Source organism: Armatimonadota bacterium, assembly GCA_031081675.1.
Lineage (GTDB): Bacteria > Sysuimicrobiota > Sysuimicrobiia > Sysuimicrobiales > Kaftiobacteriaceae > Calidihabitans > Calidihabitans tengchongensis.
Map to the genome: position 1 here is coordinate 15,784 of JAVHLZ010000023.1, position 21,456 is coordinate 37,239.

The 21,456-nt window shown below is 74.1% G+C and carries 20 protein-coding genes; 2 read left to right on the plus strand and 18 right to left on the minus strand.

Annotated elements, in window-relative coordinates:
* Window positions 1-2: 2 nt before the first annotated feature.
* The 15 genes from groES to RB150_09050 all read right to left on the minus strand — a co-directional run bounded on the left by groES (window position 3) and on the right by RB150_09050 (window position 14,229).
* Window positions 3-317, minus strand: a complete 315-nt coding sequence (gene groES / locus RB150_08980) for a co-chaperone GroES (protein MDQ7820670.1) — start codon at window positions 315-317, stop codon at window positions 3-5.
* Window positions 318-453: 136 nt separating this feature from the next.
* Window positions 454-1,473, minus strand: coding sequence for a tRNA (adenosine(37)-N6)-threonylcarbamoyltransferase complex transferase subunit TsaD (gene tsaD, locus RB150_08985; protein ID MDQ7820671.1), 1,020 nt, complete (start codon window positions 1,471-1,473; stop codon window positions 454-456).
* Window positions 1,474-2,040, minus strand: a complete 567-nt coding sequence (rimI, locus tag RB150_08990) for a ribosomal protein S18-alanine N-acetyltransferase (protein ID MDQ7820672.1) — start codon at window positions 2,038-2,040, stop codon at window positions 1,474-1,476.
* A 3-nt stretch (window positions 2,041-2,043) separates the two neighbouring features.
* Window positions 2,044-2,769 (minus strand): tRNA (adenosine(37)-N6)-threonylcarbamoyltransferase complex dimerization subunit type 1 TsaB, encoded by a 726-nt coding sequence (gene tsaB / locus RB150_08995; GenBank protein ID MDQ7820673.1) that lies wholly within the window; start codon window positions 2,767-2,769, stop codon window positions 2,044-2,046.
* Entirely contained in the window at window positions 2,766-3,239 is a 474-nt protein-coding gene (tsaE, locus tag RB150_09000; GenBank protein MDQ7820674.1) for a tRNA (adenosine(37)-N6)-threonylcarbamoyltransferase complex ATPase subunit type 1 TsaE, read from the minus strand. The genes tsaB and tsaE overlap by 4 nt, the downstream gene beginning before the upstream one ends.
* 100 nt (window positions 3,240-3,339) lie before the next feature.
* Window positions 3,340-4,650 carry a nodulation protein NfeD gene (locus RB150_09005; GenBank protein ID MDQ7820675.1) on the minus strand — a complete coding sequence of 437 codons (1,311 nt, stop codon included), beginning with the start codon at window positions 4,648-4,650 and terminating at the stop codon, window positions 3,340-3,342.
* A complete protein-coding gene (locus RB150_09010; protein MDQ7820676.1) occupies window positions 4,647-6,341 on the minus strand; it encodes an ATP-dependent DNA ligase in 1,695 nt (564 codons plus the stop codon). The genes RB150_09005 and RB150_09010 overlap by 4 nt, the downstream gene beginning before the upstream one ends.
* Window positions 6,342-6,406: 65 nt before the next feature.
* Entirely contained in the window at window positions 6,407-7,114 is a 708-nt protein-coding gene (locus RB150_09015; GenBank protein MDQ7820677.1) for a gamma-glutamyl-gamma-aminobutyrate hydrolase family protein, read from the minus strand.
* Entirely contained in the window at window positions 7,111-7,854 is a 744-nt protein-coding gene (locus RB150_09020) for a hypothetical protein (GenBank protein ID MDQ7820678.1), read from the minus strand. Before RB150_09020 ends, RB150_09015 begins: the two co-directional genes overlap by 4 nt.
* A gap of 3 nt (window positions 7,855-7,857) precedes the next feature.
* The gene (locus RB150_09025; GenBank protein ID MDQ7820679.1) at window positions 7,858-8,859 is read right to left on the minus strand and encodes a D-cysteine desulfhydrase family protein; all 1,002 of its coding nucleotides are present in this window, start codon (window positions 8,857-8,859) and stop codon (window positions 7,858-7,860) included.
* 72 nt (window positions 8,860-8,931) lie between these two features.
* A complete protein-coding gene (gene pheA, locus RB150_09030; protein ID MDQ7820680.1) occupies window positions 8,932-9,768 on the minus strand; it encodes a prephenate dehydratase in 837 nt (278 codons plus the stop codon).
* Window positions 9,769-9,774: 6 nt separating this feature from the next.
* Window positions 9,775-10,950, minus strand: coding sequence for an alanine racemase (gene alr / locus RB150_09035; protein ID MDQ7820681.1), 1,176 nt, complete (start codon window positions 10,948-10,950; stop codon window positions 9,775-9,777).
* 27 nt (window positions 10,951-10,977) lie between these two features.
* Window positions 10,978-11,853, minus strand: coding sequence for a carbohydrate ABC transporter permease (locus tag RB150_09040; protein MDQ7820682.1), 876 nt, complete (start codon window positions 11,851-11,853; stop codon window positions 10,978-10,980).
* A gap of 59 nt (window positions 11,854-11,912) precedes the next feature.
* Window positions 11,913-12,893, minus strand: coding sequence for a sugar ABC transporter permease (locus tag RB150_09045; protein ID MDQ7820683.1), 981 nt, complete (start codon window positions 12,891-12,893; stop codon window positions 11,913-11,915).
* Window positions 12,894-12,966: 73 nt separating this feature from the next.
* On the minus strand, window positions 12,967-14,229 hold the full coding sequence (locus RB150_09050) for an ABC transporter substrate-binding protein (GenBank protein MDQ7820684.1): 1,263 nt from the start codon (window positions 14,227-14,229) through the stop codon (window positions 12,967-12,969).
* A gap of 152 nt (window positions 14,230-14,381) precedes the next feature.
* Between RB150_09050 and galK the strand changes: the two genes are divergently transcribed.
* Window positions 14,382-15,563, plus strand: a complete 1,182-nt coding sequence (gene galK / locus RB150_09055) for a galactokinase (GenBank protein ID MDQ7820685.1) — start codon at window positions 14,382-14,384, stop codon at window positions 15,561-15,563.
* A gap of 76 nt (window positions 15,564-15,639) precedes the next feature.
* On the opposite strand, the gene RB150_09060 is transcribed toward galK, so the two are convergent.
* From RB150_09060 to RB150_09070, 3 genes are all read right to left on the minus strand, one after another.
* Window positions 15,640-17,277: an NAD(P)H-hydrate dehydratase gene (locus RB150_09060; protein ID MDQ7820686.1), complete on the minus strand. Its 1,638-nt coding sequence runs from the start codon at window positions 17,275-17,277 to the stop codon at window positions 15,640-15,642.
* Window positions 17,278-17,524: 247 nt separating this feature from the next.
* A complete protein-coding gene (locus RB150_09065; protein MDQ7820687.1) occupies window positions 17,525-18,424 on the minus strand; it encodes a 2-hydroxy-3-oxopropionate reductase in 900 nt (299 codons plus the stop codon).
* A 50-nt stretch (window positions 18,425-18,474) separates the two neighbouring features.
* Complete coding sequence (locus RB150_09070; GenBank protein ID MDQ7820688.1) at window positions 18,475-20,856, minus strand: glycoside hydrolase family 31 protein; 2,382 nt, start codon at window positions 20,854-20,856, stop codon at window positions 18,475-18,477.
* 320 nt (window positions 20,857-21,176) lie between these two features.
* Between RB150_09070 and RB150_09075 the strand changes: the two genes are divergently transcribed.
* On the plus strand, window positions 21,177-21,456 hold a 280-nt coding region (locus tag RB150_09075), incomplete at its 3' end, for a glycerol-3-phosphate responsive antiterminator (GenBank protein ID MDQ7820689.1).

Here is a 21,456-nt window from a genome sequence, read left to right on the forward strand (position 1 = left end):
CATCACTTCTTGGCCGCCGCCGGCTCGCGCTCGACGATGGCCAGGATGTCGCTGTGGCGCAGGATCAGGTGCTCGACGCCGTCGATCTTGACCTCGGTCCCGGCGTACTTGGCGAAGAGCACGTGGTCGCCCACCTTCACGTCCAGGGGCAGCCGCTTCTCGCCTTCCTCATCCCACTCCCCGGGCCCCACGGCCACCACCTCGCCCCGCTGGGGCTTCTCTTTGGCGGTGTCGGGGAGGACGATCCCTCCAGAGGTACGCTCCTCGTCTTCGATGGGGCGAACCAGCACGCGGTCGCCCAGCGGCCGCAGCTTCATGGACGCTCCCTCCTTTTCCGCGACAGGATTAGCACTCGTGGGTGGTGAGTGCTAGGCCACCCCCCATCTTAGTGGGGTCCCGCCCCCGGATCAAGACCTCGGCAGGCGTCCCGCCGACCGGCTGCCGGGCGCGGCCTCAGGCCCGCAGGGCCGAGGGCAGGGGCGCGTCCAGCGGCAGGTCGGCATGGGCCGACAGGGTGAGGTCGGCGCGCTCGCCGCGCGCCAGGCGGTGGTAGCCGGCGGCGGCGATCATGGCCGCGTTGTCGGTGCACAGGGCCGGCGGAGGAACGACCAGCCGCAGGCCGGCTGACGCGCACGCCGCGCCCATCCGCTCCCGCAGCTGGGCGTTGGCCGCGACGCCCCCCACCACCAGGACCGACGTCACGCCGGCCTGCGCGGCCGCCCGGAGAGTCTTGCGGACCAGGACCTCCACCACCGCCTGCTGGAGGCCGGCGGCCACGTCCTCCGGCCGGGGAGGCTGTCCCGGGCGGCGGAGGGCGCGCAGGGCCGCGGTCTTGATCCCGCTGAAGGAAAACTCCAGCGACTCGTCGGCCATGGGCAGCGGCAGGGGCACGGCCCGCGGGTCGCCGCGCCGGCTGAGGCGGTCGATTTCGGGCCCGCCGGGGTAGCCCAGGCCCAGGGCGCGGGCCACCTTGTCGAAGGCTTCTCCGGCGGCGTCATCCCGGGTGCGCCCCAGGACCTGGTAGCGGCCGTGGTCGCGCACCAGCACCAGGTCGGTGTGGGCGCCGGAGACGATCAGGGCCACGGCGGGAAAGGAGAGGACGGGGTCGTGCAGGAGGGCGGCGTAGATGTGTCCTTCCAGGTGATTCACCCCGACCAGCGGCCGGGCCAGGGCCAGGGCCAGGGCCTTGGCCGCCGCCACGCCCACCGTGAGGGCGCCCACCAGCCCGGGCCCGCAGGTGACCGCCACGGCATCCACCTCCGCCAGGCGGACGCCCGCCTGCTCCAGGGCCTCATCGAGAACCGGCAGCAGCCTCTCCACGTGCTTGCGCGAGGCCAGTTCGGGCACCACGCCGCCGAACCGGCGATGCAGGTCCGCCTGGGAGGCGACCACGCTGGCCCGCACCCGGCGACCGTCGTCCACGATGGCGACGGCCGTCTCGTCGCAGGATGTCTCGATGCCCAGCACGCGCATTCAACCCATCCCGCCATCGCTTCCGCCCCGATGGCGCTCCCGCCCGGGGCCCTCGCGGGCCAGGGCCGCCCGCAGCTGGGCCAGCCGCTGCTGGTAGGCCGGCTCCCGCAGGTCCCCGGTCCACATCACGATGGCGTCTTCCCGGTTGTCGCTGTAGTAGCCCTTGCGCACCCCGATCTCCCGGAACCCGTACTTCCGGTACAGAGCCTGGGCGGTGAGGTTGGACCGCCGCACCTCCAGGGTCATCCACCGGGCGCCCCGGGCCAGCGCCTCCTCGATCAGGCCCATCAACAGCCGCTCGCCGATGTGCTGGCCGCGGTACTCGGGATCCACGGCGATGGTCGTGATGTGAGCCTCGTCGAGGATCACCCACATGCCGGCGTACCCCACCACCTCGCCGTCCTCGGTGCGGGCCACCAGGTAGGCCGCCAGCCGGTTCTCGCGCAGCTCGTGGGCGTAGGCGTCCCGCGGCCAGGGGGTGCGGAAGGACTGCCGCTCGATCTCCAGCACCCGCGGGATGTCCTCGGGGCGCATGGGCTCCAGGTGGACGCGGACGATCTGCTTCACGGCTTACACTCCCAGTGCGCCGCCGGGGGAAGGTTCTCCTCCGGCGACGGCCGGGCGCGCGTACACAGGGCGCACCCGGTACAGGTCGTCCCGCTCGCCCCGGCGCAGCCGCCCCCACGCCAGGCGGCCCAGCGCCGCGGCGGTGGGCACCCACGCGGACGGAGGAGCGAACCGGGCCTGCGGGCGGGCGGCCCGCAGGATGTCCCCGTAGCGGGCCAGGGCGTCGCCGGTGAACGCCACCTCCGGAGGAAGCGGCAGGCGGCCCAGCACCTCCTCCACCGGGCCCACCACGGGCCCCGCCTGGGGATCGGCGTCTGCGCCGGCGTACAGCGCTGCGGCCACCGCGCCGCGGCGCACGTCCACCAGGACGCACACCGGCCCGGGCTCTCCGGCGGCGGCGGCCACCACGGCCAGCGTGGAGATGGCGGCCAGCGGCACCTCCCGCGCCCGGGCCCAGGCGAGGGCGGTGGCAAGCCCGATCCGCACGCTGGTGAACTCCCCGGGGCCGGTGGACACGGCCAGGGCCTGCACGTCGGCCGGACGCCGGCCCGCCTCGTCCAGGAGCCGGCGGATCGCCGGCGCCAGCCACTCCAGGTGGCGCCGGGGCACCGACGCCTGCACCTGCACCAGCAGCTCGCCGCCGCGCAGCAGGGCGACGCTGGCGGATGGCGTGGACGTCTCCACGGCCAGGATCAACGGCGCGGCCCCGGAACCGTCCGGGCGGGTCATCCGGCCTCCCCCGGCCCTGCCAGGGCCTCGGCCACCACCCGGGCGAACCGGCTCCCCCGAGGGGTGACCTCCAGCACCCGCTCCTGCTCCCCGTCGGCGAACGCGACCGTCACCCACAGGTGGTCGGCGGGCAGCAGGTGACGGGCCCGCTCGGCCCACTCGATGACCACGATGCCCCCGCCGGCGAGGATGTCATCCAGGCCCAGGTCGTCCAGCTGCTCGGGGCGGTCCAGCCGGTACAGGTCTACGTGGAAGACGGGGACCGCTCCGCGGTACTCGCGCACCAGGGTGAACGTCGGGCTGGCGATGTAGCCGCTGGCCCCCGCGCCCAGCGCGATGCCGCGGGCCAGGACCGTCTTGCCGGCGCCCAGGTCTCCCGACAGCGCCACCACGTCCCCGGGCTGCAGCCGGGCTCCCAGGCGACGGCCCACGGCTTCGGTCTCCTCGGCCGACCGGGTCACCAGGCGCACGGATACCGTCCCGCACATCCCCGTTGGCGTCCCCCTGACATCGCGCGCGGTCGGTGGGACTCCCACCCGCGCCGTGCGTCCCGCACTCCCGGGCGGACGTCTAGCGCAGCGGGCGCACCCGCAGCCGCAGGCCCTCCACCGCCACCACCGTGACCCGCTCGCCGGCGCGGATCGGCTCCCCCTCCGCCTCGGCGGACCAGGTCTCGCCCTGCACGTAGACCTGCCCGTCGGGGGCCAGGTCCGTGCGGGCCACGCCGACCGCCCCGATCAGGCTCTGGGGCCCCATCCGCGCCGGCACCCGCTGCGCCCGCAGCCCCGCCCCCACCGCGTAGAGGAAGAACGCGCCCGTGAGCAGGGCGGTGAACAGCGCCACCTGCAGGGACACCTGGAAGAACGGCAGCTGGCGCTCGGTGAGCAGCAGCGCGCCCAGCAGGAAGGCCAGCACGCCTCCCACCGTGAGCACCCCGTGGCCGGGGACCTTCAGGTCGGCGATGAAGAACAGGAGGGAGAGGGCGATGAGGGCCAGGCCTGCGACGTTGACCTGCAGGATGGCGAAGGAGGTCAGGGCCAGGATCAGGGCGATGGCGCCCACCACCCCCGGCAGGATGGCGCCGGGATTGCTCAGTTCGAAGATGATGCCATAGATGGCGATGGTCATCAGGATGAGGCCGATGTTGGGGTCGCTGAGCAGGTCCAGCAGCCGCTCGCTGGGGTCCATGGCCAGGGCGCGCACCGGCGCGCCGCGGGTGGCCAGCCGCACGGGGCCGGCGGCCGTCTCCACCTCCCGCCCGTCCACCCGGGCGAGCAGGTCCGTGGCGTCGGCGGCCACCAGGTCCACCACCCGCAGCCGCACGGCCTCTTCCTCGTCCACCGACACGCTCTCGCGCACCGCCCGCTCGGCCCAGTCGGCGTTGCGCCCGCGCCGCCGGGCAATGGCCCGGATGTTGGCCACGGCGTCGTTGGTGACCTTGTCCATCAGGGTGCGGTCCTGCTCGCCCTGCCCCACCGCCACCGGGTGGGCGGCGCCGATCCGGGTCCCCGGAGCCATGGCCGCCACGTGGGCCGCGTAGGTGACGAACACGCCCGCCGACGCCGCCCGGGCGCCGCTGGGGCTCACGTACACGATGACCGGGACCCGGGCGTTGAGCATGGCGGTGGTGATGTCCTCCATCGAGCGCAGCAGCCCGCCGGGCGTGTTGAGCTCGACCAGGACCGTGGCGTCCCCCGCCTCCTCGGCGGCGCGGATGGCGCGGCGGATGTAGCGGGCGCTGGCGGGGCTGATGACGCCGTCCACCCGGATGCGCACGACGGAGCGGGACTCCGCCGCCGGAGCGGCCCACACCGCCCCCGACGCCAGCGCCGGCACGCCCAGCGCGATCGCCGCGATGGCCCCCAGCACCCGTGCCCTCATCGGACCCTCCCCGCCGCCGGCAGCCGGGCGGAGACGCCTCCGCGGGCCGCGCCCTGGCGCTCGAAGATCGCCCGCACGTCGTCCAGCGTGCTGATCTCCTCCGCCGTCTTGTCGTACCGGATGCGGGTGATGCGCGGGAACCGCAGGGCGTAGCCGCCGGGGTGGCGCGGGCTGCGCGTCACCGCGTCGAAGGCGACCTCCAGGACCACCTTCGGCTCCACCACCTTGACCCGCCCGCGATCCTGGAGGGTGTGGGCGCGGAACCAGGCGGTGAGCTCGGCGATCTCGGCGTCGGTCAGGCCGGTGTAGGCCTTGCCCACCGGCACCAGGCGGTCGCCGTCGCGCACGGCGAAGGTCACGTCGCTGAGCACGCCCGCGCGCTTGCCGTGGCCCTGCTCGGCCGCCACCACCACCACATCCAGGGTGGCCAGCTCCTCCTTCCACTTCAACCACAGGCGGCCGCGCCGGCCGGGCAGGTAGGGGGAGTCCGGCCGCTTGACCACCACCCCCTCGTACCCGGCCTCCCGGGCCTGGCGGAAGCGGGCGGCCAGGTCGGCGGCGGTCGCCACGGGGGCGGAGGCGGCCAGGCGCACCGCCTCCCCCCAGCGCAGGCTCTGGAGCAGCCGCCGGCGCTCCCGCAGGGGGAGGTCCACCAGGTCCGCCCCGTCCAGGTGCAGCAGGTCGAAGGCCCACAGGACCACGGGCACCTCCTCCCGCACCGCGTCGGGGTCCTTGCGGCGCAGGCGCTGCTGGAGGCGCACAAAGGGCAGCGGCCCGTCCTTCCACGCCACGATCTCGCCGTCCAGGACGTACCGCCCGGCGAGGCTCCGCAGATCGGCGTGCAGCTCGGGAAACGACGCGGTCACCTCGTCCAGGGTGCGGCTGTAGATGGCGATCCGGGACCCGTCGCTGTGGACCTGGCAGCGAATGCCGTCGTATTTGTCCTCCACCATCAGGACCTCCGGCGCGCCCGCCCCGCCTGCGCCGCGCGCCGCGAAGGCCTCGTCGGCGGCGTACATGGTGTCCGCCAGCATGAACCGCAGCGGCCGAAACAGCTGCAGGCGGGCCTCGCCCAGCCTGCCGGCGCGGGCCAGGACCGCCACCTGGCCGATGTCCCCGGTCAGCATGTGGGCGCGGCGCACGGCGTCCAGGGGCGCGCCGAAGGCGCGGGCGATGGCCTCCTCCAGCAGCCCCTCCTTCAGGCCGACCCGCATGTCGGATGTGATGATCCGCACCAGGTACCGCGCCTCCGCGGGCTCGGCGTCCTGCAGCAGCGCCCGGATTCCCTCCCCCTTGGCCTGGCGGGACCGCGGACCCGCAGTCTCCGCCAGGCGGGAGAAAGCCTCGGCGACCCGCGCCAGGGTGAGCGGCTGGCCGAACAGCGACCCGCGCGCCTTGCGGGTCAGCAGTTCCGCCGCCACCGACCCCAGGTCGCCGTGGCGGAGGTAGCTGTCCTCCACCGCTTCGGGTGGCGCGCCGGTCACATCCTGCAGGGCCTCCACCAGGGTGGACCACCCCACCTGCAGGGTGCGGCCGCTGGCCGGCGGCAGCGGCGAGCCCGTCAGGAAGGTGCAGGCGATGCGCAGGTCCTCCTCCGACAGGGACCGCAGGTAGTCGGCCAGGATCTCAACCTTCCGCAGCGTGCTCGCCGTCCCCGCCACGGCGTCCAGGACGGCGGCCAGGCGTCGCATGGACACCCTCTCCCGTCGTGCACGACCATTCTACCCCAACCGGTCCGCCCGCGGGCTCGGGCGGCCTACCGGCGGCGCCCGGCCGCGTCCACCAGGGCCTCAAACAGAGCCGCCATGCGGGGGTCGGCGTCCAGCATCCGCTCGGGATGCCACTGCACCGCCACCACAAACGGGCGGTCGGGGGCCTCGACCGCCTCCACGACGCCATCGGGGGCCCGGGCCGTCACCACCAGCGCGCCGGCCACGGCCTTCAGAGCCTGGTGGTGGGCGCTGTTGACCATCCGGGAGCCAGCCCCCACCAGCGCGGCCAGGCGGCTGGGGGCGGCCACCTCCACGGGATGGGCGACGTCGGCGTCTCCGCGGTGGAGGCGGACATCCAGCCCCGCCCGGGCCAGGTCCTGGTGCAGCGTCCCGCCCAGGGCCACGTTGAGAGTCTGGATGCCGCGGCAGATCCCCAGCACCGGCACGCCAGCCTCCCAGGCCGCCCGGGCCAGGGGCAGCTCGACCGCGTCGCGCTCGGGGTCCACCTCCACCCCGGCGAGGGGATCGACCTCCTCCCCGTAGTACTGTGGGTCGATGTCGTCCCCGCCGCTGAAGAGCAGGCCGTCCACCCGCGCCAGGGCAGCAGCCGGAGTGCCCGCCCGGCGCAGCGCCGGCGGATCCAGCCACACCACCTCGCCCCCGGCGGCGGCCACCGCCTCGGCGTACCGCCGGGCCCGCGGGGACGCGGATCCCGACGTCCGGGTGGTGATGCCGATGCGGGGCCGCCTCACGGCGGCCCCTCCCGGGGAGTCACGCAGAATCCGCAGGAGCGGTCCAGGTCCGCCTGGGAGGACAGGATCAGCTCGTCGCGGGTCATCCGCAGCCCCCGCAGGCGGAACGTCACCGGCCAGTCCATCTGGGACATCACGGGGTTGATCCGGTTCTCCAGGGTGCGCAGGAGGAACGAGAACACGGGAAAGCCGTTCACCCGGGCCCGTTCCAGGTAGAAGAACAGGTCCTTCGTGCCGTTGACGGCGAACCGGCCCTGCAGGAAGACCCGCACCGGGACGCCCTCCACCGGGACGGTCCCTTCGGCGTACAGAAAGCGGCCGTCCGACCACACCCGGACGTCGGCGACGCCGCTGGCGGCGAACAGCCCCTGCAGGCTGGCGATGGACGTGCGGCCGTGCAGGGCGGTCTCCCGGGCCTCCAGCAGGCGCAGGCGGCCCCGCTCCAGGGCCTGGGGATCGAGGGAGGCGCCCACCAGCCTGAACCACACCTCGTCGGCCACCAGGTGGCCCAGGGTGGCCCGGCGGGCGTACAGGCTGATGCGGGCGTACCCGCCCGGATACAGGTCCGGCACGCTCTCCACGTACACGGCCGCCGTCTTCAGGTACTGGGAAAACGCCCGGACCAGCACCGGGTCCTGCCGCACCGGCCCCACCGGCGGCAGCTGCGCACCCGCCGGCAGCGCGGCGGCCAGCGCCGCCATCGCCACCCCCCACGCCGCGACCACCCGGCGGATGCCCACCGCCTATCCCTCCGCCAGCAGGTCGGCGTGGGCGAAGAGGGCCGGCTGGCCTCCCGTGTGCCAGAAGATCACCGTCTGGTCCCGGGTGAACCGCCCCTGGCCGATCAGGCCCATCAGGCCGGCCATCGCCTTGCCCGTGTACACCGGGTCCAGCAGGACCCCCTCGGTGCGGGCCACCAGCCGGATGGCGTCCAGGCACTCGGGGGTGGGCAGGCCGTAGCCCTGCCCCACGAACCGGTCGTCGACGATGAGGTCGTCGGGATGCGCCCGCCAGGGCCTCCCCAGCAGGTCGCCCAGCTCGGTGACGATGCTCCGCACCCGCCGCACCACCACGTCGGCCGGAGGCCCCGCGCTGATGCCCACCACCTGGACCTCGCTGCCGGTGGCCTGAATCCCGGCGTACAGGCCTGACTGGGTCCCTCCCGACGTGCTGGCGTGCACCACCGCGTCGACGCGGATGCCCAGGGAGGCGATCTGATCGGCGGCCTCCCGCCAGGCTGTCAGATAGCCGACCGCCCCCAGCGCCGTGCTGCCTCCCCGGGGGATGACATAGGGCCGCCGCCCCTGCCGGCGCAGCTGGCGCGCCACGTCGTCGGTGACGCCGGCCAGCACGTACTCGTCGTCGGTCTGGATGAGGCGGACCTCGGCGCCGAAGATCCGGTCCAGCAGCAGGTTGCCCTGGACCCGGGCGGGCGGGTCGCCCTGCAGCACCAGGACGGCGTCCATCCCCAGCCGCCGGGCCGCGGCCGCGGTCATGCGGGCGTGGTTGGACTGCACGGCCCCCACGGTGACCACCACGTCGCACCCCTCGGCCTGAGCCTGCCCCAGCAGGAACTCCAGCTTGCGGGCCTTGCTGCCCCCCAGGGCCAGGCCCGTCAGGTCGTCGCGCTTGATCCAGATGCGCGGGCCGCCCAGGTAGGCCGACAGCCGCGGCGCCTCCTCCAGCGGGGTGGGCAGGTGGGCGAGGCGCACCCGGGGCAGCCTGTGCAGGTCCACTGACTCCACCGGTCTCCTCCTCCCGGCCGCGCGCGGTCCCGACGATGAGGTTCGACGCCGCGGTCCGTTCTCCCGGCCGGGTCAGGGATCGGAGACCAGGGGCGTGCGGGACCGCGGGTAGCTGCCCAGGACGCGGAGGAAGATCGTCAGCCGGCTCAGCTCGGCCAGCGCCTCGGCGACCGCGGGGTCGTCGCGGTGTCCTTCGAAGTCCACGTAGAACAGGTACTCCCAGGGGACCTGGCGCCGGGGCCGGGACTCCAGCTTGGTCAGGTTGATGCCCCGGGTGGCGAACGCCCCCAGGGCCCGGTACAGGGCGCCGGGCACGTTGGCGGTGGTGAAGACGATGGACGTCTTGCTGTCGCCCTCCCGCGGCGCCGGCGCGGGCGCCAGAGCCAGGAACTTGGTGTAGTTGGCCGGGTTGGTCTCGATCCCCTCGGCCAGAACCGCCAGGGAGTAGATGCGGGCCGCCGTCCGCCCGGCGATGGCCCCCACGCCCGACAGGCGCTGCTCGGCCACCATCCGCGCGCTGCCGGCGGTATCGGAGGCGGGCACGGGCTCCAGCCCGTGGGCCCGCAGGAAGGCCTCGCACTGGGCCAAGGCCTGCGGGTGGGAGTGGACCCGCCGGATGTCGGCCACCGTCTGGCCGGGCAGCGCCAGCAGGCAGTGGCGGATCCGCAGGTCCAGCTCGGCGGTGATGAACAGGGAGTGGGCCACCAGCAGGTCGTAGGTCTCGTTGATGGATCCGGCCTGGGAGTTCTCCACCGGCACGACGCCCCGGTCGGCGCGGCCGGCGGCGACGGCCTCAAAGACGTCCCGCAGGGACGGGCAGGGCAGCACCTCCACCTCGCCGAACAGCAGCCCCACCGCCTCCTCGCTGTAGGCTCCCCGCTCTCCCTGGAAGGCGACCCGCACCGCCACCCTCCTCTAGACGTCCCGCAGGTCCACCTGCACCGGCCGGCCGCCGCGCAGGTACACCCGGGGCACCCGGGGTCCGATCCCGCACAGGACCTCGTACGCGACGGTGCCGGCGCGGGCCGCCACCTCGTCGGCGCGGACCTGCTCGCCCAGCAGGTCCACCACCTCGCCCACCGCCGCCGGGCCGTCTCCCAGGTCGGCCATCAGGTAGTCCATGCACACCGTCCCCGCCACCGGTACGCGGCGGCCGCCCATCCACACCTGGCCGCCCTCCCCGGCCCGGCGCGGGTAGCCGTCGGCGTATCCGCAGGCCACGGTGGCGATGGTGGTCTCCCGGCGGGCGCGGTACCGCGCCCCGTAGCTGACGGACGTGCCGGCGCTCACGCGCGCCACCCGCACCACGCGGCTGCGCAGCCGCAGCACCGGGCGCAGCGCCAGCCCTGCCAGGTGGGGCGCGGGCGGGAGTCCGTACAGGGCGAGGCCGATCCGCACCAGATCGTAGTGGGCGTGGGGGAAGGCCAGGGCGGCGGCGCTGTTCGCCGCGTGCGCCACCGCGCGGGGAAACCGGGCCCGCACCTCCGGCAGGACCGCCTCGAACCGTCGGAGTTGCTCGACCGCCGCCGACGGATCGGCATCGTCGGCGGTGGCCAGGTGGGTGTAACAGCCGGAGACCACGGCCCCGGCGGCGGCCAGGCGGTCCAGCGCCGGGACGACCTCCCCGGGGCGCAGCCCCAGCCGCGTCATCCCCGTATCCACCTTGAGGTGCAACCCCACCGGCGGGGCGGCTCGCAGGACCGCCTCCAGCCCCTCGGCCGAGGCGATGGTCAGCTGCAGGTTCCACCGGGCGGCGTCCATTAGCTCGGCCGGGTCCCATGCGCCCAGGACGAGCACCGGCGCGGTCACGCCGGCCCGGCGCAGCGCGACCCCCTCCCGGACCGTGGCCACCCCCAGCCACGACGCCCCCGCGTCCAGGGCGGCCCGCGCCACCGGAACGACCCCGTGGCCGTAGGCGTCGGCCTTGACCACCGCCATCAGGGCGCACCCCGGCCGCAGGATCGCCCGCACCGCGGCCACGTTCCCGGCCAGCGCATCCAGGTCCACCTCCGCCCAGGTCCGCCGGGTGGCCTCCTCCACCACCGCCGCGTCCACCAGCGCGGCAGAGATCAGGCCTGCGGATGTGTCCATGGTCGGCGCCTCCGTGCCCGGGCCCGGCTATCCCCGCAGGGCTCCCGCCAGCAGCCCGCGGAGGAAGTAACGGCCCAGCAGGATGTAGACCAGCAGCGTCGGCAGCGCGGCCAGCAGCGCTCCCGCCATCTGCACGTTCCACTCCACGATGTAGCTGCCCGCCAGATTGTACAGGGCCACCGTCACCGGCCGCACGGCCGGCTTCTGGGTCAGGACCACGGCGAACAGAAACTCGTTCCAGATGGAGGTGAACTGCCAGATCAGGACCACCGCGAACGCGGGCAGGGACAGCGGCAGCAGCACCCGGCCGTAGATGCCCAGCAGGCCGGCGCCGTCCACCCGGGCGGCATCCACCAGCTCGTCGGGAATTGTGGCGTAGTAGTTCCGAAAGATCAAGGTCGTGATGGGAATGCCGTAGACGATGTGCACGAACGCCAGCCCTGCGATAGACCCATACCCCGGCACCAGCCCGCTCAGGCCCGGGGGGACGCCCACAGCCTCCGCCAGCGCGTTGACCCGCTGCAGGGTCCGCACGAGGGGAATGAGGATGCTCTGGTAGGGGATGAACATCCCGAACAGCAGCAGGGGGAAGATCAGGTCCGATCCCCGCAGGCGGCCCTTGGCCAGCACGAAGCCGTTGAGGGATCCCACGAAGGAGGAGATCACCGACGCCGGCACGGTCAGCGCCACGCTGTTCAGCACGTGGGGCTGGAGCTGCCGGTAGGCCTGCCGGAAGCTGTCCAGGCTGACGGTGGACGGCAGGTGCCACATGCGGTCCAGCCCCGCCTCGGCGTAGGACTTCAGGCCCGTGATCAGCAGCAGGTAGACCGGCAGGGCGTAGAACGCCGCCGCCGCCAGCAGGGGCAGGTACACCAGCGCGCGGCCCAGGGCCCCGGCCGCCATCCGGGGGATGACCGCCGCGGGCGACAGGGTCGCCGCCGGCGCCGGGCCGGCCGGCCGCCTCACGGCTGCACCTCCCGCCGGGCTCCCGAGACCAGGTAGGGGACGGTCAGCAGGCTGACGGCCACCAGCATGACGATGGCGATGGAGGCTCCCAGGGCGTACTGGTCGCCGTGGAAGGTGGCCTCGAACATGAAGTAGGCCGGCACGTCGGTGGCGAACCCCGGCCCCCGCTTGCTCATGGCGGCCACCAGGTCGAAGATCTTCAGGGAGATGTGCCCCAGCACGATCAGGGCGCTGAGGGTGACCGGGCGGATGGACGGCAGCAGCACGAACCGGTAGACCGCCCACTCGCTGGCCCCGTCGATGCGGGCCGCCTCCCGCAGTTCGTCGGGCACGCTGCGCAGGGCCGCCAGGTACAGGGCCATCACGAAGCCGGACATCTGCCAGGTGGCAGCGATGACCACCGAGAGCATGGCCACCGGGATGCCCCACAGAGGGCTGGCCAGCCCTCCCAGACCGATCTGGTCCAGCAGCCGGCCCACGGCGCTGTCGGGGTGGATGTGCAGGATGGTGGGGTCCGTATACCACCGCAGGGGCGGGAGCCCCACCCGGGCCAGCAGGACGTTGATCCCGGTCAGGCGTCCGGTGGCCGGGTCGCCCGGGGCCAGCAGCCACCGCCAGGCGACCCCGGTCACGATGAACGAGATGGCCAGGGGAAACAGGTACAGGGTCCGGAAGACGCCCTCTCCCCGCACGCCCCGGTCCAGCAGGATGGCCAGGCCCAGCCCCAGGGTCATGCAGGCCGCTACCAGCAGGATCGTGAACACCACGGTGTTGCGCAGGTCGATCTGAAATCGCGCAGTCTGGAACAGGCTGAGGTAGTTGGCCACCCCCACCCATGCCAGCTGGGGGCGCAGCCCGGCCCAGTTGGTCAGGGACACCCACGCGGTCCAGCCGATGAAACCGTAGACGAACACCCCCACCGCCGCCAGGGAGGGCACGATCAGGGCCCAGGCCACCGCCCGGTCCGACAGACGCATGGTGGTCTTCTTCGCGGAAAACGGAAGGCGGCCCTGTGGGGCCGCCTTCCCGCGTCCGGGTCCGCCGGCGGGCCTACTTGCACACGCCGGCGTCCCGGCAGGCCTTGGCAAACCCGGCCTGGGCCTTGGCCACGTCCCGGTCGTTGACGAAGGCGGTCATCACGTCGTTGATCATCGTCACCCACGTCTCCGATGCGGCGGCGCCGTGGGCCAGGCTGGGCACGATGGCGTCCTTGGCCCAGTCCTGCATCGCCGAGCGCAGGTAGGGGCCGAACAGCTGCGGGTTGCAGTCGCTGCGGGCGCAGATGGACCCCTTGACCGGGTTGAACGCCTCCTGGCCGGCCTTGCTGCCCACCAGCCGCAGCCAGTTGACGGCCTGGACGCGGTGGGGGGCCTTCTTGGGCAGCCCGAAGGTGTCCGACAGGGCCACGAACACCCCGCGGGTGCCGGGCGGAGGCGCCCATCCGGAGTCCTTGAATCCCTTGGCCAGGTTGTCGGCGTCCACCCAGTCCCCCATGATGGTCATGCCCGCCTTGCCCTGGATCACCAGGTCGTTGGCCTGGTCCCAGGACAGGGCCGCGTGGTCGGGATTCACGTACTGCAGCATGCGGGCCATGGTCTGCAGCGCCCGGCGCACCTCCGGGCCGGTCCAGCTGGTGGCGCCGGTCCACAGCCCCTTGTAGGCCTGGGGGCTCATGGACCCCGCCAGGACCACCTCAAACAGGTGCACCGACGCCCAGATCCCCACATCGCCCAGGGCCAGGGGGGTGATGCCCTTGGCCTTCATCCGCTCGGCCAGGGCGAAGAACTCGTCGAAGGTGGTCGGCGGGCGCCAGCCGTTGGCCTGGAAGACCTTCCGGTTGTACCACAGGACGTTGGCCCGGTGGATGTTGACCGGCACCGACCAGTAGCTGGCGCGGTAGCGCAGCAGCTCCAGCACGCCCCGGGGGAACACCCGCTCCCACCCCTCGGAGCGGTACAGGTCGTCCAGGGGCTCCATGTACCCGGTGACCACCCAGGTGTCGATCAGTTCCCGCCCCATGTGGACCTGGAAGGAGTCCGGCGGGTCACCGCCCAGCATCCGTGCCTTCAGCGCCGGCTTGGCCTCGAAGCCGGCGCCGCCGGCCACGGTGGCGTTGATGATCTCCACGCCGGGGTACTGCTTGCGGTAGAGGTCGAACAGCTTCAGCAGGCCCGCCGCCTCCCCGCCGGTGGTCCACCAGGAGAAGATTTCCAGCTTGGCGGCCGGCCCGGCCCGGGCGACCGGCAGGCCGCCCAGGAGGACGGCCAGGACCACGACACTGACCACGCCGGAGAGCAGGCTTCTGCGTCCCATAGGCGGACACTCCCCCCTCTCGTCTGTGTCGACCGCGCGCGGGCGCGTCGTTGTCACGCGTGGCAGTCGGGAAATCCACCGGGAGTATTCTTCTCCGGCGGGGCGTCTCCTCCGGCGGGAGCGGCGGGGACGGGAGCGAACAGGACATCCTGATGGGATCCCCTCTCACCGACGACGCGGTCGCCGCCGCCTTCGCCGCCCGCTTCGGCGGCCCGCCGGCCGTGGTGGCCCGCGCGCCCGGCCGCGTCAACCTCATCGGCGAGCACACCGACTACAACGACGGGCTGGTCCTGCCCGCCGCCATCGGCCGCCACGTCCGCATCGCCGCCCGCCCCTCCGGCACGGATCTGGTGCGGCTGGCCGCCGTCCTGTACGGCGAGACCGCCGAGTTCCCCGCCTCCGACCCCGGCCGGCCCGCCGTCCCGCCCTGGGCCCGCTATCCCCAGGGCGTGGCGGTGAAGATGGCCGACCGCGGGATCCGCCTGCGCGGGGTGGACGCCCTCATCGACGCCGACCTGCCGGTGGGCGCCGGGCTGAGCAGCTCGGCGGCCCTGGAGGTGGCCGCCGCCCTGGTCTTCGAGCACGCCAGCGGGCAGGGGCTCGCGGCGCGGGAGCGGGCGCTGCTGTGCCGGGCCGCCGAGGTGGAGTGGGTCGGCGTGCCCTGCGGCATCATGGACCAGTTCGCCGCCGCCCTGTGCCGTCGCGGCCACGCGCTGTTCATCGACTGCCGGTCGCTGGAGACCCACCACATCCCCCTGCCCGCGGACCTGGTCCTGGCCGTGTGCGACACCGGTGTGTCCCGGGCGCTCGCCGCCTCCGCCTACGCCCGCCGGCGCCAGGAGTGCGCCCAGGCCGTCCGGGCGCTGGCCCGGATGGGCCTGCCGGTGCGGTCCCTGCGGGATCTGACCAGCGACGACCTGCCCGCGGTGGAGCGGCTGCCCGACCCCCTGCGCCGGAGGGCGCGGCACGTGGTCACCGAGAACGCGCGGGTGGTGGAGGCGGCGCGGCTGCTGGAGGGCGGGCAGGCGGACGGCCTGCGGGAAGTCTTTGCGGCGTCCCACCGGAGCCTGCGGGAGGACTACGAGGTCAGCAGCGCCGAGCTGGACGCCATGGTACAGGCGGCCCTGGACGCTCCAGGCTGCGTGGCCGCGCGGATGACCGGGGCGGGGTTCGGCGGCGCGGTGGTGGCGCTGGTGCGCCGCGGTCACGGCGAGGCGTTCCTCGCCGCCGTTGTGGACGGCTACCGCCGGCGGACCGGCCGGGACGGCAGCGCCTTCCTCACCGAGGCCACCGACGGAGCGTCCCTGCGCGGGTGGAGGACGTCACTGCGTTGAAGGCTCAGGGTTGACGGGTGAAGGTACCCACGGGTGAAGTCCCATGGCCGAAGGTGGTTTGGGGCGGGAAACGCCCTCAGTCGTCCAGCACCCGCACCGGATCCGCGACCCGGCCGGCCTGCACCGCGGCGATGGCGGCGGGCAGCCCGTCGGCCACCTCCGACGCCAGCATCCCCGCCTGGCCGCGCCCGGCGGCCAGGAGGTCGGCCGCCAGCCCGTGCAGGTAGGCGGCGCCGTAGGCGGCCTCGGCGGGATCGCGCCCCTGGCCCAGCAGCGCCGCCACCGCGCCGGTCAGGACGTCGCCCATCCCCCCCGTGGCCATCCCGGGGTTGCCCGTCGGCACGATCCACGCGCGTCCGTCCGGGGCGGCGACCACCGTGCGGGCGCCCTTCAGCACCACCACACAGCGGAACCTCTCGGAGGCCGACCGGGCCGATCCCAGGCGATCCCGCTGGATCTCCGCCGCGGACCGCCCCACCAGGCGTCCCAGTTCTCCGGGATGCGGGGTGATGACCAGCGGCCCCCGGGCCCGGGCCAGCGCCTCCGCCCTCCCGGCCAGGACGTTGAGCGCGTCGGCGTCGGCGACCAGCGGCCGCCCGCATCCCAGAAGGAACTCCACAACCGCCGCCACGCCGGCCGTCCGCGACAGTCCCGGTCCGACGGCCACGACGTCCGCGGCGTCGGCCAGCTCCTCCAGGCGGACCAGACAGGCCGGACCCAGGGCGCCGCCCTCGTCGGCCAGCGGCGTCGGCATCCCCTCGGTCACCTGAGAGGCCACGATGGGATAGACCGACTGCGGCACGGCGACGGTCACCAGCCCCGCCCCCGCGCGCAGGGCTCCCCGGGTGGCCAGCACGGCGGCCCCGGTGAAGCCCACCGATCCGGCCACCACCAGAACCCGGCCGTAGGTGCCCTTGTGAGAGTCGGGCCGGCGCGGCGGCAGCAGGGCGCGGACCATGGCGCTATCCACCAGGTGAGTGCGCAGGCCCGGATCGCGGCGCAGAGGCTCCGGGTAGCCGATGTCGGCCACGTACACGTCCCCGGCCATCTCCGCGCCCGGATACAGGAGCAGGCCGGGCTTGAGCCACCCCATGGTGACGGTGGCCGCCGCCCGCACGCACGGACCGTCGCAGCGTCCGGTATCGGCGTCCACGCCCGAGGGCACGTCCACGGCCACCACGGGCGCCCGGCAGCGCCCGGCAGCCTCGATCAGCGATGCCACCACGCCCCGGGCCGGGCCGCGGAACCCCGTGCCGGTCAGGGCGTCCACCACCAGGTCGCCGGAGGCGAGGACCGCGTCCACGGACACATCCGTGGCCTCGCGCACCGCCACGCCCGCGCCGACGGCCGCCTCCAGCATGCGGGCCGGTTCCCCCTGGAAGTCCCGGGCCGGAGCCGCCAGCACCACCGCCACGTCCGCCCCGGCCGCGCGCAGGTGGCGGGCCGCGGCCAGGCCGTCTCCGCCGTTGTGCCCCCGCCCGGCCAGGACGACCACCGTCCGGCCTCCGCGCTGGCGGAGCATCTCCGCGACCAGCTGGGCCACCCGCCGCCCGGCGGCGTCCATCAGCTGGGACACCGTCACCCCGAACTGCTGGGCGGCCCGGCGGTCCAGCTCGGCGATCTCCGCGGCGGTGGCGACGTGCATCCCGCCCGGGCTGTTCTCGCTGGCCGCGGCCGTCTCCTGGCAGGATCGCCAGCCGTCCACACCGCGCACACTATCCACAGGCTCAAAACAGCCGTTCCCGATTGACCGGCACCGGCAGCGGTGGTAGCGTGACGGCGAGAGGCGCGGAGAGCGCGGCAAAGTAGCCGATTCAAACGCCGCCGCACGTGGACTCTGACAGCCGCAGGACTTCACTTCGGGAGTAATCCCGGAGAGGAGCTGCAGGCAGTAGGAACCGGCGGCGCGGCCGAAGACGGTGAAACGCCGCGGCCGACCGCGCCTCTCGTGTTCGCCCGCCTCAGGACGGGGCCCGCACCTCCACCCCCGCCAGGGTCTCCAGCAGGGTCACCAGCGCCGAGTGGTCCCAGTCGCTGCGGTCCAGCCCCCGCAGCGCCGTGAAGGCTTCCTGCACCACCGCGGTGGCCGGCAGCGGCACGCCCAGGGACTTGCCCGCCGACAGGGCGATGTTCAGGTCTTTCTGGTGCAGGCGCACCCGGAACCCCGGGGTGAAGTTGCGGTCCAGCATCCGCTGGCCGTGCAGTTCCAGGACGCGGCTCTGGGCGAACCCGCCCAGCAGCGCCTGGCGCACCCGGGCGGGATCCACCCCCGCCTTGGCCGCCAGGGTGAGGGCCTCGCTTACCGCCTGGATGGTCAGCGCCACCACGATCTGGTTGCACGCCTTGGCCACCTGCCCGGCCCCGATGTCGCCGATGTGCACGATGTTCTTGCCCAACGCCTCGAAGACCGGCCGCACGCGGGCCACCACCTCCGCCGGCCCGCCCACCATGATGGACAGGGTGGCCTCGATCGCGCCGCGTTCGCCGCCGCTGACCGGCGCGTCCAGCATGTGGGCGCCGCGTGCGCGCACCGCCTGGGCGATCTCGCGGGTCACCAGGGGCGAGATGGTGCTCATGTCCACCAGCACGCCGTCCGCCCGCAGCCCCTCCAGCACGCCGTCGGGACCCAGGACCACCTGCTGCACGTCCGGGGAATCCGGCAGCATGGTGATGACGATGTCGCTGGCCTCGGCCACCCCGCGGGGCGAGCCGCCGTCCCGGGCGCCGGCCGCCACCATCTCCTCCACCGGCGCGCGACTGCGATTGTGCACGGTCAGCGGGAACCCCGCCCGCAGCAGGTTGCGGGCCATGGGCTTGCCCATGATCCCCAGCCCGATGAATCCGATGCGCTCGCGGTTCACGTTCCACCCTCCTCGACCGTCATCTCCTCCCGCATGCGCGAGAGGCCCTCTCAGGCGCGTTCGCGCCCCGCCCCGCCGCTCCCTGACGGGGCCGCCTCGATCCCGCGGCGGGCGGTGAGGATCACCCGGTACGGGCCCGCGGCGCGGACGGCCACCTCGGTTCCCTCCGGTCGCTGCCGCACCCCCACCAGGCGGCCCCGCCCGGTCAGCCGCGCCCCGGCGGCCCGCGCGCCGACCCACACCAGCACGTGGTCGCCCCGCCCGCCGCGCACCGCCGCCTCCAGGCGGTCCCCCACGGCGCGCGCGGCCACCGCCACGCGCCCGCGGGTGGTCAGCACCTCGCCGGAGGCCGCGTCCGTCAGGCGCACCTGGAAGGTCAGCGGGTGGTCGGCCTGCCCGGAGTGCTCCACCTCCGGCCCCAGGGGCACGATCGTTCCGTCCCGGACAAAGACGGGAACCTCCTCCAGCGGGACCTCCAGGTGCACCCACCGCGGGCCGCTGTGACGCGTGTGGCGCCAGAAGTCCCACCACTGTCCGGAGGGCAGGTAGACCCACCGCCGTCCGTCGGGGGTGAGGACCGGAGCGATCAGCAGCGACCGGCCCAGCAGGTACTGGTCGCTGATGCGCCAGGTGGTGGGATCGTCCTGGAAGTCCAGGATGAGCGGGCGCATCAGCGGCGCCCCCGCCGCCACCGCCGCCGCCGCCTCGGTGTACAGGTACGGCAGCAGCCGCATCCGCAGCCGGGCGTAGCGGCGGATGATCCGGAAGGCGCGCGGGCCGTACCGCCACGGCTCCCGCGGCTCGGTGCCGTGAAAGCGGGCGTGGCTGGACAGCAACCCCAGCTGGGCCCACCGCACCAGCAGGTCCGGGTCGCGCAAGCCGTAGAAGCCGCCGATATCGTGGCTCCAGAAGGCAAACCCCGACAGGGCCAGCGACAGCCCGCTGCCCATCACCGCCGGGAGCACATCCCAGCGCGAGGGGGCGTCCCCCGACCAGTGGACCGGGTACCGCTGGGACCCCGCCCACCCGCTGCGGGCCCAGACCAGGGGCTGCGCGCTGACCTCCGCGGTCGCCTCGAAGACCGTGCGGGTGTACAGGAGCGGGTAGACGTTGTGGAGGAGCGCGCCGGGGGTGCCGTCGTGGGCGATGGCGTCCTCGGGCACCTCCTCCCCGTAGTCGGTCTTGAAGACGGCCACGCCCGCCCGCAGCAGCGGCCGGTGCAGCCCCGCGTACCACCGCCGGGCCCCCGGGTGGGTGAAGTCCACGATGGCCGCCTCCCGCCCGCGGAAGCGCGCCACCTCCCCCCGGGTGGTGCGCAGGAAGTAGCCGCGCCGGGCCGCCGGGGCGTAGCGGGGGCTGTCCATGGGAAAGTACGGATTCTCCCACAGGGACAGCCGCACGCCCTGGCGGCGCAGCCAGCGGATGAACTCCCCCGGCCGGGGAAAGGCCCGCTCATCCCAGCGCAGGTCGCAGCTGTCGTAGTCGCGGGCGGACCGGCCGGCCAGCCACAGAGGGTCCAGGTGCACCACGTCCAGGGGAAATCCCCGCCGGCGGGCCTGGCGGACCACCTGCTCCACCTCGCGCCGGGACCGGTACATGCACCGGGACATCCACACCCCGAACGACCAGCGGGGCGGCAGCGCCGGGCGTCCCGTCAGGTCCAGGTAGCGGCGGAGGATCTCGGCCAGGGTGGGACCGTAGATGAGGAAGACATCCAGGCACGGCTCCTCCACGTAGGCCCACCCCGACACCACCGAATAGGCGCCCAGGTCCACCACCGTGCGGGCGGTGGTGTGGACGAACATCCCGTAGCCCGCCGTGCTCATGACGAACGGCACGGGCGTGTAGACCAGGTCCGTGGAGTTGGTCCCGTGGGTGTCGGTGCACCACAGCACGGTCCGCAGCCCCCGCCGGCCGATGGGGCCGTAGCGCTCGCCCAGACCGACGAACTCCTCGGCGGCGCCCAGGGCGAACGTCAGGTACGCGTGCCGGGCGCCGGAGGGCTGGTGGACGGCCAGCCCGGTGGGAGAGGTGATGTAGCCGTCAAAGTCCCGGTCGGCCAGCTCGGAAAACACCGGCCGGCCCCGGCGGTCCAGCACCCGCAGCCGCCACGGCGCGCGTTCCAGTTCCACCGTCAGGGCCGCAGTGTGGACCGAGACCGTTCGCCGGTCCACCCGGGTCCGCACCCGGGCCTGCGCCACAGGCTCCGCCAGCAGGGCCGACGGCCGTGCGACGACCGGAATGCGGAGGCGGACGATCTCGTCGCTGACGCACGCGATGCGGGCGGCGATCTCCTGCCCGCCCACCTGGACGCGCAGGTCCGCGCCGTCACGCCGCGGACGGACCGCCACCACCCGCCCCAGGGGAAGAAACGTCCGCTGGGGGTCGTCAAATATCGCGCCCGGATCCAGCGAGTGGCGCCGCGCACTCATCCCCGGACCCTGGTGTAGGCCTGCATGACCGCCATCTCCCGCAACGGATACCCCGGCCTCCGCCGCCAGCACCGGGCAGGTTGCCCACCCCGGCGGCCCGCGGTGCTCCCGGCGAACAGGCGACACCGGCCGCGCGCCCTGGCGGTCCGGACGGGCATGCAAAAGTCCTGCCGGCCGCCGGCACTCCGGCCGGCAGGACTGTCTCCGCGACTCCGTCCTGCCACGTGCGACTACCTGCGCGGGATGGTTTCGGCCCCCGTCGCCGCATCTCCTGCGCCGCACAGGAAGGGCGTGCGCCCGCCCCGAAATGAGGCCCCGTCATGGCCTCACCTGCCGATCCCTGGGCGCCGCTGCGAGCCCGCCCGGTCATCGCCGCCGTTCGCAGCGAGGCCGCCGCGGGCGTGGCCGCGGCCTCGCCCGTCTCCACGGCCTTCCTGCTGACCGGATCGGTCCTCTCCCTACCCGCCCTGGTGGGCCGCCTGTCGGGGGCCGGCAAGATGGTGCTGATCCACATGGACCTGACCGAAGGCCTGGCGGCGGACCGCGCGGCGGTGCAGTTCGTCCGCTCCATCCCCGGGATCGCCGGCGTCATCAGCACCC